Genomic DNA, 14,613 nt, shown 5'->3' on the forward strand with positions numbered 1-14,613 from the left:
CGTTGTAAACGATAGAACATCTGCATCAATCCATTTCCGTACACCCTTTAACTTGCCTTGCCGCACTTCCGATTGTATTCCATGTCAAAAAAGCGGACCTCCGCCCTGAGGAGGATTTCCGCTCATTCTTCAAGCCTATTCTATTGAATTATACAAAATTCAGCCCCGACGCATAGGGAAGCGGAACCGGAAACAGCTCCTTCAGCTGTTCCCGGATGGCAACCGGCAGTTCAAGCTGCGGCTGGGTGTCAAAAAACAGCGAAATCAGCTCTTTGTCACTCAGTTGAACTGCCGTTCCATTTACGGTCAGCACAATCTCTCCCCTGGAACAGCGCTGTGAAGCTCCACGCCGCTGAGGGCTTCGGGGGACTTTTGCTGCAGATATGGATGAATTTGCTGCCATAGCCGGACGGGGTTGACGATTTTCACCGTTCCAGGATTTGGCTCTTCCAGATAAGTGCTGCTTCCCAAGGCGCGTATCATCTCCGTCTCATGCCATGGAACCTGGAACTGAAGCTCAGAGATCCCCTTCGCCGCAATCACCTGAGAGACCGCTTGAAGGGCGGCCTCCGGCGCTCCGCCCCATTCGATAACAAGCGGCACGGCCTCCGTCTTCAGCTTGTCTCTTACAGCGATAACCGCATAAGCCAGCAAGCGGCCATCGGATTCCGCAACATAGATCTTTTGCTTCAGCTTATAAATGTCTGCAATGGCTTCCGCCCTTACAAGCGTGGCCAGCTCATATAGACTGCGACCATACCGCACTTCACGGTTCTCCGCGAGCCTTTGCAGCCCGAACCAGTCACGTTCCTCTGCCTCACGGACGATGGCAGGGCCTGCTGCTGCCCTCCTGACAACCTCATTCTCTGGAGACAGCAAGTAGCTGCGCACCGACCGGAAGGTATGGCAGCCTTGCCGGATGTAGAGATCCCGTGTACCCGACACAAGCAGCAGCGAAGCGCCTGCTCTGTCGATATGGTCAAACACGCGCTGCAGTAAGGCATTGGCATAACCTTTTCCCCGGTATTCAGGGTGCGTGCATACTGAACCAAGGGAGAATACCGGCACAGACACAGTTCCCATCTGTATAAAACCCGGAACAAGTCCGGCAAAAGCAACAAGCTGCCCGTCCTCAAATACACCGGGTGAACTCAAGTAGCTGCCGGAGAAAATTCCCGGAAATTTGACTGCCATTGATGTCTGTTCCTCATCCCGGAAGACCAGATCCGATAGCTCTGCCGCCTTCTTCAATTCTTCGCGCGAGACAAAACGAATATCGCCCATGCTCCATTCCTCTCTTCTTACACTCATATCACATTACATTCATTCGCAGCACATAGTGCGTACCGGATATATCAGCAGTATACAACGTTTTGCACCTCAAAATCGAATAACAGTTATCAGGCCTAAGCATGAATCAGCTTCTGATCACGCCTTTCTCCCTGGCTTCACGCAGCCACTTGGGAAACTCATTAAACAAGCGGTCGTACAGTTCTTCGTCGCTGACTTCGTCCAGGTCATCCAGCGCAAAAAAATCCGCATTATCCACATAACGCCCCTGCAGATCATCCAGCTCCCGCAGCACACCGTAATCCGCCTGGCCCAGACCGACAAATTGCCAGAAAATATTATGCTTGGAGCTGTCAATCAGCAGCTTGGAGATTTTGCGCGTTTCGTAAATCCCGCCATCACTGAAGAATACGACGTACACCGGCAGGGTGCCCGGATCTTCCTTGGTATATTTCTTGAGGATATCTGCCATGACGACCGGCTCATTATTGCCGATGCCAAGGCCCCCGAACATACGCGGCCCCGGATAAGTGCGTTTCACATAGTCCTCATACCCGGTTTCACCCACACTGGGCATCCGCTTGCTTTTGGTTGCAAAAAACCAGACATCCAGCATTCCGTCATCGTCCATGCTGGCAGCAACAGCGAGTATCCGTTCAAAGGCCCGCTGGACCACACCCTTCTGATAAAGCGCTGACATCGAACCGGACGCGTCAAAAACTACGGCGACGCGTGCTTTTTCCTGCTCAATATTCTTTTTGCGCAGGGAGAGGGCAACCTGCTGCTTGTGCAGGTCAATCTTGGTCAGATTGAGCTTCAGCGGGGGCGCCGGCTGTCCTGGCGGCGATGCCGCCGTGGCTGCTGCCGCTTCGGCGATGGACGCTGACAGCTCAACAGCAGCCGCAGCCGTATGACCCGGTTCGCCTGGACTGGCAGCTTCCGCTGCCGATTCATCCTCCACCTCCACACCATGGGCTTCCGCCAGCGGTTTCAGCCCGCCGTGAAAACCGCGGCCAACGGCCCGCAGCTTGAAACCCTGCCCGTGGCGGTACAGCTCGGCGAGGACCAGCGAGGTTTCGGCCTTGCCTTCGGTAATGGCGAATACTAGCTCCGTATTCCCTGCCGCCGCGCTGATCTTGCAGCCTCTGACTTCGGCAAAGGTTCCCGGCCCATCGAGCGTCGCGGCGAATACGCATTTTTCAACACCGGAGCTCTGCAAGGCACGCAGATCGATTACAAATTCGCCGCTGTATTTATCAATCGGCTCAAACCGCACGGCCCGCTGCGGATCTGCGGGCTGGTTATAAAAAATAAAATAATCGTCCGCAGGCACCCTTCCGTCCGGCCCCACCATAAAGCAGCTGAGATCCAGCTCCGCCGGGGAGCTGCTGCAGGATATTTTTACTCTTGCATTCATTGAAGCCTCATCCAGTTTGGCATTCGAGCCGCTGACCAGATTAATGATTGTCCCGTCCATATTCAGTTCTCCTTTTGCTCCTTGGTTAAAAGTGATGACCCATATTCCGTTCCTGTGCAGCAAAAGGAGCAGACAGCTCCCCGGCAAGGATGCGTCTGCTCCTGTTAGCTGCGTATATTTAGTACGCCTATTTATTATATAGAGTGAACTTAAGATATTTACATTAGGGACTACGGAGAATGTTTGGACTTCCAGCCGCTGCCCATCTGCAGATTTCTTGATTTATACCGCTGTTCGCAGTGGAAATCCGCAGACTGCCTATGCTTTCGATGCGAGCTTTCCTACGGAAAGCTTTCAGGCGGACGCATTCGCTCCTACAGTTCCAAACTTCCCCTCCATCCCTTTTCCCTTTTGTTCGTTTTTTAAGTTCGTTTTATTTATCTCTCGATCCGATTTATTCCTCAGTCTTCTGTTCTTCGGCAGCCCCGGCAGCAGCAGGCTCGTCCGCTTCAGCATCCGCTGGCTCTTCCAGTGCAACAGGCGGTGCAATCCGCACAATCAGCGTATCTTCCGGGGTCAGCACTTCCCAGCCTTCATGCTTCGGCAGATCCGAAACCAGCAGCTGGTCGCCAACGTCGAGTCCGCTGATATCCACTTCAAAGGTGGCGGTCAGCTTGTCCGGCAGGGTGCGGATATCCAGCTCATACAGCTCAACCTGCTGAATGCCGCCGCTCTTCACGCCGACAGGATCTCCGGTGAAGTGGAATGCAACCTTGGTGTCCAGTTCGGCCTTCATGTCAATCTGGTGAAGGTCCACATGCAGCAGCTTCCGGGACAACGGCTGGCGCTGCACTTCCTGAATCACTACGTTTTTGGAGCCGGAGCCGGGCAGTTCCACCTTGAGGATGGCCCGCGGGTTTTTGCCCAGAATCTCGTTCAATGTCTTCGCATCCGCTGTAAAGGACTGGCTATCTGAACCTGCACCGTAGACGACAACCGGTACAAAGCCTTTGCTCCGCTGTGAAGAGGTCGAGCCGGATCTTTCAGTCAAACGTACTGTGGTATTCATGATATTTCCTCCTAAAAGTTTTTTGAGCATACGCTTCTTTGAACAGCTTCGAAAAAAAACTGCTTCGGAAGCATACGCCCAGTTTTTGAGCGATAGCTGCATTGAATGGTTCATTGCGCAAAACAAAAAACAAGACCAATTAGAGCTGCAGGTCTAATTAGTCTCTTATTAAACGTATTTACCTACATTGGAATCAGTATAGCACTGCGGATATGGCAAGTCAAAAAAGGAAATTTTCAATTTTGGGCCAGATTTATTCGAATCAAGCCAAATGGCAAGCGACAAAATGTCCGCCTCCGGCATCACGGAAAACGGGGTTCTCTGCTTTGCACACCTCAACAGCAAACGGGCAGCGGGTATGAAATTTGCAGCCGGAGGGCGGATTCGCCGGGCTGGGGATGTCGCCTTTCAGGACGATCCGTTCCCTTTTCAGCCTGGGAACCGGCACGGGCACCGCAGAGAGCAGAGCCTTGGTATAGGGATGCAGCGGGTTGTGAAACAGCTCGTCCCGGGCAGCCGTCTCGACCATGGAACCGAGATACATGACCCCGATCCGGGAGCATAAATGCTCGACCACACTTAGATCATGGGAGATGAATAAATAGGCGAGGCCCTTGCTTTGCTGCAGCTTGCTGAACAGATTGATAATCTGGGCTTGAATCGACACATCCAGCGCCGATACCGGTTCATCGGCAATGATGAGATCCGGGTTCAGGATCAGCGCCCGGGCGATTCCGATCCGCTGGCGCTGTCCGCCGGAGAATTCATGCGGGAAGCGGTCGATGTGGTAGGAGGATAACCCGCAGGCTGCGAGCGATTCCAGAACCAGCTCCCGCACCTCATCCTTGGTGCATAAACCATGGTCCAGCAGGGCTTCGCCGATCGCATCGCCCACCCGCACACGCGGATTGAGTGCGCTGTACGGGTCCTGAAAGATCAGCTGCATCCGCGGCCGCAGCAGCCGAAGCTCTGCAGGAGAGAGGCTGTGAATGTCTATTCCTTTGAACTTTACCTCGCCGGCCGTTTTCTCGGTCAGGCGCAGAATCGTCCGGCCTACCGTGCTTTTGCCGCTGCCGGATTCTCCGACCAGCCCGAAGGTTTCGCCCGGCTGAAGGGTGAGGCTGATGTCATCGACGGCCTTCACATGTCCAACGGTGCGGTTCAGCAGCCCCTCGGTGACCGGAAAATACTTCTTCAGATGGCTAACCTCAAGCAGTGCTTCAGACATGGACTTCCGCCTCCTCATACAGCCAGCAGGCTGTCTTTTGTCCGCCGTCCAGCTCCTTCAGGCGGGGCTGGCGGCTGCGGCAGACTGGCATACAATGCTCGCAGCGGTCATGGAAATAACAGGATTGCTCAAGCGTCAGCGGATTCGGCACCTGACCCGGAATGGAATACAGCTCCTCCAGACGCTGGCCCACCACCGGCTTGGATTTCAGCAGCCCCCTGGTATACGGATGCTTGGGGTGATTGAACAGCTCCACGACCCCGCCCTCTTCAACGATTTGGCCCGAATACATCACAATCACGTAATCGGCCATTTCAGCGACAACTCCCAGATCATGGGTAATCAGCAGAATGGACATCCCGCCGCTTTCTTTGAATTCCCGCAGCATATCGAGAATCTGCGCCTGGATGGTCACATCGAGCGCAGTGGTCGGCTCGTCGGCAATCAGCAGCTTCGGATTGCAGGAAACGGCAATGGCAATCATGATCCGCTGAAGCATGCCGCCGCTTAATTCATGAGGATAGCTGCCAAAAATCTGCTCAGGACGCGCAATGCCCACCTGCGTGATCAGCTCGACGGCCCGGATCCGCGCCTGCTTTTTGCTCAGCTTCAAATGCACCATCAGCGGCTCCATGATCTGCTCCCCGATCTTCATTACCGGATTGAGCGATGACATCGGCTCCTGAAAAATCATGGCGATTTCATTGCCGCGGATAGCCCGCAGTGTATTCTTGTCAAGCTGCAGCAAATCTTCCCCGCAAAATCAATCCGCCCTCCGTTCACCTGTCCGCCTGGCGCTTCCACCAGCCCCATAATGGACATGGCAGTTACACTTTTTCCGCAGCCGGATTCACCGACAATACAGACCGTCTCACCTTCGCGGACCTGGAAGCTCACTTTATCCACGGCGGTCACTTTTCCTTCTTCTGTATGAAAAACGGTGCTTAGTCCTTCAATTTTCATTAAATGCTTCATCAGCTGCTGGCCACCTACCTCTTCTGTTTGGGATCAAGCACGTCTCTGAGGCCGTCACCGAATATATTTATGGCAATCACTGTGGCAAAAATGGACAAGCCCGGAGGAATCCACAGCCATGGATGATCCTGAAAATCAATCATATTGTTCGCCGCGTCAATCATGTTGCCCCAGGTCGGCGTAGGCGGCATCACGCCCAGCCCGAAAAAGCTGAGCACCGATTCGCTGAGAATCGCTCCGCCGATGTTCAGTGTAGCCATGACAATCAGCAGCGGGACCACGTTCGGGAGCAGATGATGGAACAGCTTCCGGCTGTCGCGCAGGCCCAGTACAACAGCAGCCTGCATAAATTCCCGCTCCCGCAGGCTGAGCATCTGTCCCCGGACCATCCGGGCAAGTCCCGGCCAATTCACAATGCTGAGCATCAGCATGACGATATACATCCGGTAGTCTGTCGGAACCTTCCATTCCGAGAGGAGCGCCCCGAAGATAAAAAGCAGCGGCAGGCCGGGTATTGTCATCAGCAGATCGGCGATCCGCATAATGATCTGATCCGCTATGCCGCGGTAATAACCGGCAACCGCCCCCAGCAGGGCGCCAATGAACACGGACAGCACCATGGAAGCCAGACCTACAGTCAGTGATATCCGTCCGGCCTGCATCACCCGGGTCAGGATGTCCCGGCCCAAGGCATCAGTCCCCAGCAAATGCTGCAAGCTTGGCGCCTTGTTCATCATCGCCATATTGATTTTGTTGTCCGCATAAGGCGAAAAGAGCGGGCCGATAAAACATAAAGCAAACATAAACACAACCACTCCAAAACCGGCTACAGCGAGCCTGTTCTTCATCAGCCTTTTCAAAGACTGTCTGAACAGCGAGGACTTTTGCCTCTGCACCTGCAGCTCGCGCAGCCCGGCCAATCTGCTGTTAACTGTCAAAACGGCATCTTCCCCCTATAACCGGACGCGCGGATCGGCCACCCGGTACAGAATATCCGAGAGCAGCGTTCCGATGACGGTCAGAATGGCAATAAACATCGTAAAGCCCATGAGCAGCGGGTAGTCCCGGAGCCCGAAGGATTTCATATACAGCTGGCCGATCCCCGGCCAGTTGAAAATCTGCTCGATAATCAGCGAACCGCCGAACAGTGCCGGAAGCTCGAAGCCGACCAGCGTAATGGCCGGCAGCAGGGCATTGCGCAGCGCATGGCGGAACAGCACCTTCCGCTCCTTCAGTCCTTTGGCCCGCGCGGTGCGGATATAGTCCTGCTTCAGCACGTCAATCATATTGCTGCGGAAATAACGGGTTAATGAACCCAGGCCAAGCAGAGTCATCACCACGACGGGAAGCGCCATATGCCGTACCACTTCCTTGAGATAGGCCAGCCCCGTGGCATGGCTGCCCGTAGTAATCATCCCGCCAGGCGGAAGCCACTTCAGATCAACCGCCAGAATCTTGATCAGGAACAAGCCGATAAAAAAGGACGGCAGCGACATTGCGGCAAAAATAGCCACCATCACCAGCGTGTCAAACCAGGAGTATTGCTTATAGGCCGAGATCACGCCGACAATAACCGCAATCACCCAGGTTAGAAAGGTGGACACGGCGGCCAGCAAAAAAGAATTCCAGATATAATCGTTGAACAACTGAAGCACCGGCTTCTGCTGGGCAAGCGAATACCCGAAATCCCCATGAAATGCATTGTTCATCCAGATGCCGTAGCGCTCCAGCACCGGCTTGTTCAAGCCGTAAATTTCCCGCAGCTCGGCTTTGCGCTCCGCAGTCAGCTTAATATTGCCTGTAATGAAATCGCCGGGCGTCGATGCATACAGGATGAAGATAAGAAGTGAAGCCGCAAACAGAATGATGAGCATGTACAGCAGTCTTTTTGTCAGATAGGTACTCATGACCCGCTCCTTATGAGTCGTCCCCTGCCCGTTACATCCAAGCAGGGGACGAATGTGTAGTTATTTCAACGTCCACTCCGGCAGGCTTCCGGCAAGTCCGATGAACGGGCTGACCGTCAGATTCTGTATGCGCCCATTGTAGGCATAGACCGTTTTTTTGTAGCTGGTGAACAGGATCGGCAGCTCTTCATTGAATAGCTGGTACAGCTCCTTATAGACGGCTTTGCGCTGCTCAATATCCGTAGTAGCCAAAGCTTTGTTGTACAGCTCCAGGAACTTCGGATTGTCATAGTCAGTGATCTCTCCGTCAAAGAACTGCATGAACCCGTCCGCCGGATCAGTCAGCATACTGGTTGAAAAGGATACCAGATCGTAGTCTCCGCCTTCGACCTTGGACACCAGCGAGTTAAAGTCGGCAAAAACCTCCGGCTGGAATTCAATACCCAGCGCTTCAAAGTTCTCCTTGGCTACAGCGATGAAAATATCGGTGTTTTTGCTTTTGGAGCCGAGATAATGGATCGTCAGCGGTTTGCCGGCTTTTTCGCGTATTCCGTTTGCGCCAACAGTCCAGCCGGCTTGATCCAGCAGCTGCTTGGCTTTTTCCGGATCATATTTGTAAGGATTGATGCCTTCCTCGGTATAGGCCCATGAGATCGGTGATGCCGGAATATTGGCAATGGAGCCCGCTCCCTGCGCAGCATCTACATAAATGCTCTGCCGGTCCAGCCCGTACATAATCGCTTGTCTGACCTCTTTATCCTTTAGCTGCTCATGCTTCAGATTGACCTGCATGTAGCCGTAGGTGCTGGGTGTATAAGGAAGGATGTTCACAAATCCGAGTGCTTTCAGCTTCTCAATATTTTCATCCGTGGCGCTGAAGGAAGCGTAATCGACCTCCCCCGTCTCCAGGAACTGCCACACATCGCCTTCGGAGGTTTTATAGATGAAATGCTCTGTTTTGGGTTTGCCTTTGAAATAATTTTCGTTGGCTGTAAAGCGCACTTCCTGTCCGGGCAGGAATTTCTCCAGCTTGTAGGGGCCGTCGCCGAGCGGATGCTCGTGCAGCTTTTTGATGTATTCCAGATGGCCGAATGTATAGTCCTTGCCGTAATAAGCTTTGGAGAGCACATTGGAGCCGAGTGTCACCAGCGCTGTAGCATTTGGTTTCTCCAATGTTACCGAGATCGTCTGCGGGTCGATAACTTTGATCCCTTCGATTGTTTTGGCCGTGCCTTCTTTATAGGCTTTGCCGCCTTTTACGTTCATGGAAGGCACAGAAGAGCCGCCGTCATAGGCTTTGTCATATTGAATGGTCCAGGTAAAAGCCACATCATCCGCTGTAAGCGGCGAGCCGTCGCTGAACTTCAGGTCCTTCCGCAAGTGGAAGGTGTATGTAAGCTGATCATCCGATACATCCCAGCTCTCGGCAAGCTCCGGTGTAGGAACACCTTTGTCATCCACAGTTACGAGGGAGGCATACAGCAGGGAAGATACGTTGCCGTCATAGCCGCTCTCTTGAAAATAAGGCGTAAATGCGCCGCTGGGATCGGTCAGGCCGACAATGATCGTATCATTGCGGTTCTGGGCGACAGCCGGTAGCTTGGATAAATCCGCTGCTGTAAAAGGCTCGCTCAGCGCACCCGCAGGCACTGGTGCCGGAGAGGCCGGCGCTTCAGTTCCGGCTGTACCCGGATCAGAAGTTGCAGACGCCGGAGTGTTGCCGGATGCAGAATTGCTGCTGTTGTCCGAGCAGGCTGCGAGCAGCAGGGAACCGGCAATCAGCAGTGTGGACAAAACAAGCGTACTTTTTCTCATGAAATCATCTCTCTTCTCTCCAAAATGAATAAAACTCATAATTCCTACCCACTAAGTATGTTTAAGACCGATAGTTCACATTATAGGAAAAGATTGTGGTTCTGTAAAGAGAGAACTTTATTTAATTTCTCCTTGAACAGAATTCACCGGGAAAATCCGCAACATAAAAAGCCAAAGCTTTCTCTTCAGCAGAGATTACTTTGACTTGTTGCGATGCCGGAGGGCCGGATGTTATTGCAAATATTCGAACAGCTGCTCATTCATCCGGCGGATTCCTTCCAGACGCAGACTGTAGGCGATAACGTTCTCCCCTTCGATGTAGGCATGCAGCAGGCCCGCACAGCGGAGGCTGAAAATATGGTCATGGACAATACCCTTGGAGATTCCGGCCTGCCTGGCGATTTCGGTAAAGGTTTTGCGCCCGCCGCCAAGCGATTGAAGGATCTTCAGACGGCTTTTCTCCCCAGGCTGCGCAGAGTCCTGTACATCGAAGGCGAAATTTCTTCATCCGCTACTGAGATTCTCGCCGCATAATGGCAAATCGTCAGCGGACCGAAGCTGTAAATAATATTCGCAGGCTGAAAATGAAACTGCGGAATCAGCACCAGCTTGCGCAGTCCGTCTCCCGGCAGGAAATAGAATCCGTTCGTTGTCCGGTTTACAAAATCGGATACAGCCCTCTTATCCGCTTCCAGTCTCTGTTCTTCCGTATGCAGCCGCAGTTTGCCGATGATCTCTGGGCTGGTGCCCCTGAAATACTGCCGGTTCCACTCGGACAGCAAAAAGTGCATGCGGCTGCGGAATTGATCCATCTGCACCGGGAACACGCTGACGTATTCCGCAAGCGTCTCATACATCTCCCCTACCGGCAAGCGCTCCAGCCATTCCAGGGCAGTGTCTACGCTGTCCTTCACAGGACACTGATAGATCAGCAGATTCAGCAGCTTCCAGTCATTGCCGAGCTCTGTTTCCTCCAGAGCGGACAACAGCTCCGGGCTAAGCTTGCCCGCTACTTCAGCAGACCAGGAGGTGCCCAGGTCCATCTTCTTATTGGATTTTTTGCATATAAACGTATGTATGCTGCTCACTAATTCGTATACCGGCTCAAACTGAACCTCAACCTCGTATTCCACGGCCATTCCCCCTGATGCAACTTCTATTCATCACAGCGTTAGTGTCTTAATCTTATGGTATTTTACGGAGCATACGCAAGTTATTATAAATCACCCTGCTCATCGGGTTATACAGGTGCGGCCTGATTCACCATCAGCCGCTGCCGGCCTTCTCGCTTTTTCCAGATCAGGGTAGTAAAATATAGTCACTATATCAGATTGGAGTGAAGAATATGGCATCGATTGAACAGGGAGAAGGAAGATTTTATATAGCTGGTGACGGTAAGGACCTTGCCGAGATTACATACAGAACGGATGAAGCAACGGGAAATTGGGTTATTGACCATACCTTTGTCTCAGAAGATCTGCGCGGCCAAGGTGCCGGTGAGAAGCTCGTGCGGGCGGTTGTGGATAAAGCCCGGGCAGAGCAGGTTAAGATCGTACCCCAGTGCCCTTATGCTGCCCATCAGTTCAAGAAGCATGAGGAATACGGGATGTGCTCAGCAGGAGCTGAGCAGGGTCCATTGGGCCATAGTAACTTTTAGGAGGCTATGCGTTTGAATACAGCTGAAATGTTAAAGGATATAGAGGAACTGCAGCAGCGCTGCGAGCAATACGAAGGCATCAGCCTGAAGCTGAATTGGGACATGCTGCGCTTGTCACCCGGAGCCGGCGGAGCGGAATGGCTGGTAACCTATGAGGAAGATGTCCTGGCAGGTTTTATAGGACTGTATGGGATTGGCGGTGAAATGGAAGTCTGTGGCATGGTCCGGCCGGGGTTCCGGCGCAGAGGGATTTTCACCTCGCTCTGGGAGCAGGCGCAGAGCATCATCAAGCGCAACCAGATCAGGACGCTGCTGCTGAATGCCCCGGCCAGCTCGGCCTCGGCGGCAGGTTTTCTGAAGACTCTGCCGCTGGCCTTCAACCATGCGGAGTATCAGATGAAATGGGACGGGTCTGCTGTCCCGCAAGGTTCGCCGGAAGCCAGTTCAGCCGCAGGTGCCGTAGTTCTGCGGCCTGCGCGCCAGGATGAAGCGGATCTTCTTGTTGAGCTGGACTGCTCAGGATTTGACATGTCCAAAGAAGATGCCGCTGAAATGTACACTCAGCAGATGAACGAGAATCAGCAGGAACAGATCATCATCGAAATGAACGGCCAGCCCGCCGGCAAGATGCGGCTGTGGACGGAAGACAACGAAACCTGGATCTACGGGTTTACGGTAGATAAGAAACTGCGCGGCCTGGGCATCGGCCGGAGCGCGCTTTTGCAGACCATTGAACGGGAGCGGCGCAATTACAATGGCGTCAACCTGGAAGTAGCACTCGACAATCCGAATGCGCTGAGACTGTATGAAAGCTGCGGCTTTGTTATTTTGAACAAGCAGGATTACTACCGCTATATCGGCTGAGGAATATTACAATCTGTCCAGCACTCTTTCTTTTGGCGTCCGCGCCTTAGGGAAGGGTGCTTTTTGATTTGTCCTCAATGGGCTACAGTATGGCTAGTTTGGGCTTCAGTATGGGTCAAAGAGCCTAAGGGACTAAAGCTAAGTGGAAAAAGTAAAACTAATTCGCTGAAATCCGGGCTGCAGAAGGTTTTAGTTGGATTTTGTACACCTAATTCATGCCTATTCTGCCCATCCGGCCGCTTTCAGCCGAATTAGTGGTACTTTTTCCAACATAGTGACTTTCATACGCCAAACGAGTTCAATTTAGTGGTACTTTTTCCCACTAAGGACGTCTGCGACCGCCTTTACAACGGGAAAAGCCAAGCCCTTCTACAGGTCCTGGCTTCTATAGACTTTCGTTTGCGGCTGGGCCAGCATCACCGCTTGATCCCCGCTCAATATGGGCAGCGCTCCGGCAGCCTGCTGGCAAGCTCAAGTGGACCCTAAGACTTACATCAGGCCGTACCCCCGGTGAACCAGCTCATCCTGCTCACCCCTGCGTTCTCCGTATTTCAGCATCCGTGCGGCCGACTCCTCCTGCTTCATGAACACGGACAGCAGCCGCACATAATCAAGGGATTCCGGGAGCGGAATCCCTGCACCGTCAAAAATATGCTGGCGGCCGTCCAGCAGAGAATAGACCTCCACCTTATCGGCCGGCATTCCATACGCCTGATGACAAAACACATTCGCCATGTGCAGGAATCCGGTGATCACTTCTTCATTTCCGCTCACCATAAATTTCTGGATGCTGAGACAGCGGCCCGGGACTGCAGAATTCCAGGCCAGCTGAAAAATCATCGCCAGCTCAATGCCCAGCTCCGGCACCGGCACATGCCACTGCTCATAGAGCAGTACCGGAATCTCCTGCAGGTGATTGACACTGGCTCTTCGCATCAGCTCATCGGTGACCGCTGTCTTGACCTCCCAATAGTGCATGAGCGAGGGAAAAGCATCCCCTTTGGGAGGCCAGCGGCGCTCCAAGAGGAACTGGATTGGCGTCTCCCTCCGCACCTCCGGCTGGAGACTATAGAAATCATTCAGCGTATGCCCTACCGCATACTGCACCTGCTGCCTCCAGCGCGGAAGCCCGGTGGCCGCCGTCCCGCTGCCGGAAGACTCCGCTCCGCCCAGCATAATATGCTCCACGCGGAAATCATTCAGCCGGCTGTATTGTACGGCCGGCGCTTCGCTTCTTTCTGCTGTCCTGCTTCCCGCCGCGCCGCCCATTCTCAGGATACCGCCGCGCAGGTTTCGATGAATTGGCGGCCAAAGCTGCGGCAGGTTTCTTTTTCCGCAGCATTGGGCCCGTATTCAATCTTCAGACTTTCCTGGACAATCTCCGCCCCGCGCTCCCGCAGCTTCTCTTCGATCTGATTCACGGCGCCGCAGTATATTTCATAGCCGGTATCTCCACTGCCGAAGGCTGCTGCCTTGCAGGCTGTCAGATCCAGCTCATCCATCTCTTCGTAGAAATCCAGGAATTCATCCGGCAGCTCGCCGTCTCCCCAGGTATATGCGCCCAGCAGCACACCCTCATAGGCTTTGATCTCATCCGCATTGCAGTCCGTGACCGATTTCAGCACAGCTTCACCGCCTGCCTGGCGAATGCCTTCCACAATCAGTTCAGCGATTTCTTCCGTGTTGCCAGTCAAGCTGGCATATGCCACAAGTACCTTAGCCATGTATAGGTTCCTCCCAAAGTTAACATTTAATTTGTCCAAAAATGCAAGCCGGAACTCCGAAATGTGAGGTGGAATTCAAGCTGAAATCAATCCCATGTATTGCTAACCTCATTCTATTTGATAATGATTCTCATTGTCAATACAAAAAGCAGTAAACACGGTCCCCGGTTCACCAACCGGATAGAGCCCGCATTTACCGCTTCAGTATGATCATTTGCTGGCGTAGTTATGGGTTCAACAATATGCGCCTTCCAGCAGAGTAATCCCATTGCCGTCCGGGTCACGGAAATTCATTTCCTTGCCCCCATACTCCATGGTGGCCGGCGGGTGGCAGTCCAGCCCTCTCGCCTTAAGCTGCTCATAGGTTTCATCCAGGCTGCTGCAGGAGAATACCAGATTCACAACACCAGTGGTGTGCTTGCCCCATTTGTTCTCATCCCAGATAATCAGTCCCGGCTGTCCCTTGTCAAAACCGATCTTGGCCCCGTCATAATTGCCAAACCCCTCAAACGGAACCGGAACCCCGAGCAGCTCCGCATAAAATTTTGCCAAAGCAGCCGTATCCTTAGTATACAGGTTAATGCCTTCAAAAGAAGAAATCATCTGTTCGCACTCCTTCAAGATTATTTTCTTAGCTGCACATTGGCCCGCTGAACATAGTGTACTT

At 53.2% G+C, this 14,613-nt stretch carries 15 protein-coding genes and 1 pseudogene; 2 read left to right on the forward strand and 14 right to left on the reverse strand.

What is annotated here, in order from left to right; genetic code table 11:
- Positions 1-148: 148 nt before the first annotated feature.
- The 11 genes and pseudogenes from JI735_RS29630 to JI735_RS29675 form a co-directional block, all read right to left on the reverse strand.
- The gene (locus JI735_RS29630) at positions 149-313 is read right to left on the reverse strand and encodes a hypothetical protein (RefSeq protein ID WP_202676706.1); all 165 of its coding nucleotides are present in this window, start codon (positions 311-313) and stop codon (positions 149-151) included.
- Positions 307-1,311: a GNAT family N-acetyltransferase gene (locus JI735_RS29635; RefSeq protein ID WP_202676707.1), complete on the reverse strand. Its 1,005-nt coding sequence runs from the start codon at positions 1,309-1,311 to the stop codon at positions 307-309. The genes JI735_RS29630 and JI735_RS29635 overlap by 7 nt, the downstream gene beginning before the upstream one ends.
- Before the next feature lie 106 nt (positions 1,312-1,417).
- A complete protein-coding gene (locus JI735_RS29640) occupies positions 1,418-2,767 on the reverse strand; it encodes a vWA domain-containing protein (protein WP_202676708.1) in 1,350 nt (449 codons plus the stop codon).
- Positions 2,768-3,161: 394 nt separating this feature from the next.
- Positions 3,162-3,776, reverse strand: a complete 615-nt coding sequence (locus JI735_RS29645) for a 50S ribosomal protein L25 (RefSeq protein ID WP_039836238.1) — start codon at positions 3,774-3,776, stop codon at positions 3,162-3,164.
- A gap of 262 nt (positions 3,777-4,038) precedes the next feature.
- Positions 4,039-5,004 (reverse strand): ABC transporter ATP-binding protein, encoded by a 966-nt coding sequence (locus JI735_RS29650; protein WP_039836237.1) that lies wholly within the window; start codon positions 5,002-5,004, stop codon positions 4,039-4,041.
- Positions 4,997-5,979, reverse strand: a pseudogene (locus JI735_RS29655) (ABC transporter ATP-binding protein). Before JI735_RS29655 ends, JI735_RS29650 begins: the two are co-directional and overlap by 8 nt.
- 14 nt (positions 5,980-5,993) lie before the next feature.
- Positions 5,994-6,917 carry an oligopeptide ABC transporter permease gene (opp4C, locus tag JI735_RS29660; protein ID WP_039836235.1) on the reverse strand — a complete coding sequence of 308 codons (924 nt, stop codon included), beginning with the start codon at positions 6,915-6,917 and terminating at the stop codon, positions 5,994-5,996.
- A gap of 15 nt (positions 6,918-6,932) precedes the next feature.
- Entirely contained in the window at positions 6,933-7,886 is a 954-nt protein-coding gene (locus tag JI735_RS29665; protein ID WP_039836234.1) for an ABC transporter permease, read from the reverse strand.
- Between the two features lie 60 nt (positions 7,887-7,946).
- A complete protein-coding gene (locus JI735_RS29670) occupies positions 7,947-9,701 on the reverse strand; it encodes an ABC transporter substrate-binding protein (protein ID WP_039836233.1) in 1,755 nt (584 codons plus the stop codon).
- 231 nt (positions 9,702-9,932) lie between these two features.
- On the reverse strand, positions 9,933-10,151 hold the full coding sequence (locus JI735_RS36485; protein WP_325175642.1) for a helix-turn-helix domain-containing protein: 219 nt from the start codon (positions 10,149-10,151) through the stop codon (positions 9,933-9,935).
- Entirely contained in the window at positions 10,148-10,834 is a 687-nt protein-coding gene (locus JI735_RS29675) for a transcriptional regulator (RefSeq protein ID WP_233476117.1), read from the reverse strand. The genes JI735_RS36485 and JI735_RS29675 overlap by 4 nt, the downstream gene beginning before the upstream one ends.
- A 212-nt stretch (positions 10,835-11,046) precedes the next feature.
- Between JI735_RS29675 and JI735_RS29680 the strand changes: the two genes are divergently transcribed.
- Positions 11,047-11,358 carry a GNAT family N-acetyltransferase gene (locus JI735_RS29680; protein WP_233476118.1) on the forward strand — a complete coding sequence of 104 codons (312 nt, stop codon included), beginning with the start codon at positions 11,047-11,049 and terminating at the stop codon, positions 11,356-11,358.
- Positions 11,359-11,370: 12 nt separating this feature from the next.
- Positions 11,371-12,222, forward strand: coding sequence for a GNAT family N-acetyltransferase (locus JI735_RS29685; protein ID WP_051051915.1), 852 nt, complete (start codon positions 11,371-11,373; stop codon positions 12,220-12,222).
- Positions 12,223-12,711: 489 nt separating this feature from the next.
- Here JI735_RS29685 and JI735_RS29690 read toward each other — a convergent pair whose 3' ends face one another.
- From JI735_RS29690 to JI735_RS29700, 3 genes are all read right to left on the reverse strand, one after another.
- Entirely contained in the window at positions 12,712-13,491 is a 780-nt protein-coding gene (locus JI735_RS29690; RefSeq protein WP_051051913.1) for a hypothetical protein, read from the reverse strand.
- Positions 13,492-13,493: 2 nt separating this feature from the next.
- Entirely contained in the window at positions 13,494-13,946 is a 453-nt protein-coding gene (locus JI735_RS29695; RefSeq protein WP_039836230.1) for a flavodoxin, read from the reverse strand.
- 234 nt (positions 13,947-14,180) lie between these two features.
- Complete coding sequence (locus JI735_RS29700; RefSeq protein WP_039836229.1) at positions 14,181-14,549, reverse strand: VOC family protein; 369 nt, start codon at positions 14,547-14,549, stop codon at positions 14,181-14,183.
- Between the last annotated feature and the right edge of the window lie 64 nt (positions 14,550-14,613).

Origin of the sequence: Paenibacillus sonchi (assembly GCF_016772475.1) — a bacterium.
In the GTDB taxonomy this organism is placed as follows: Bacteria; Bacillota; Bacilli; order Paenibacillales; family Paenibacillaceae; genus Paenibacillus_AQ; species Paenibacillus_AQ sonchi.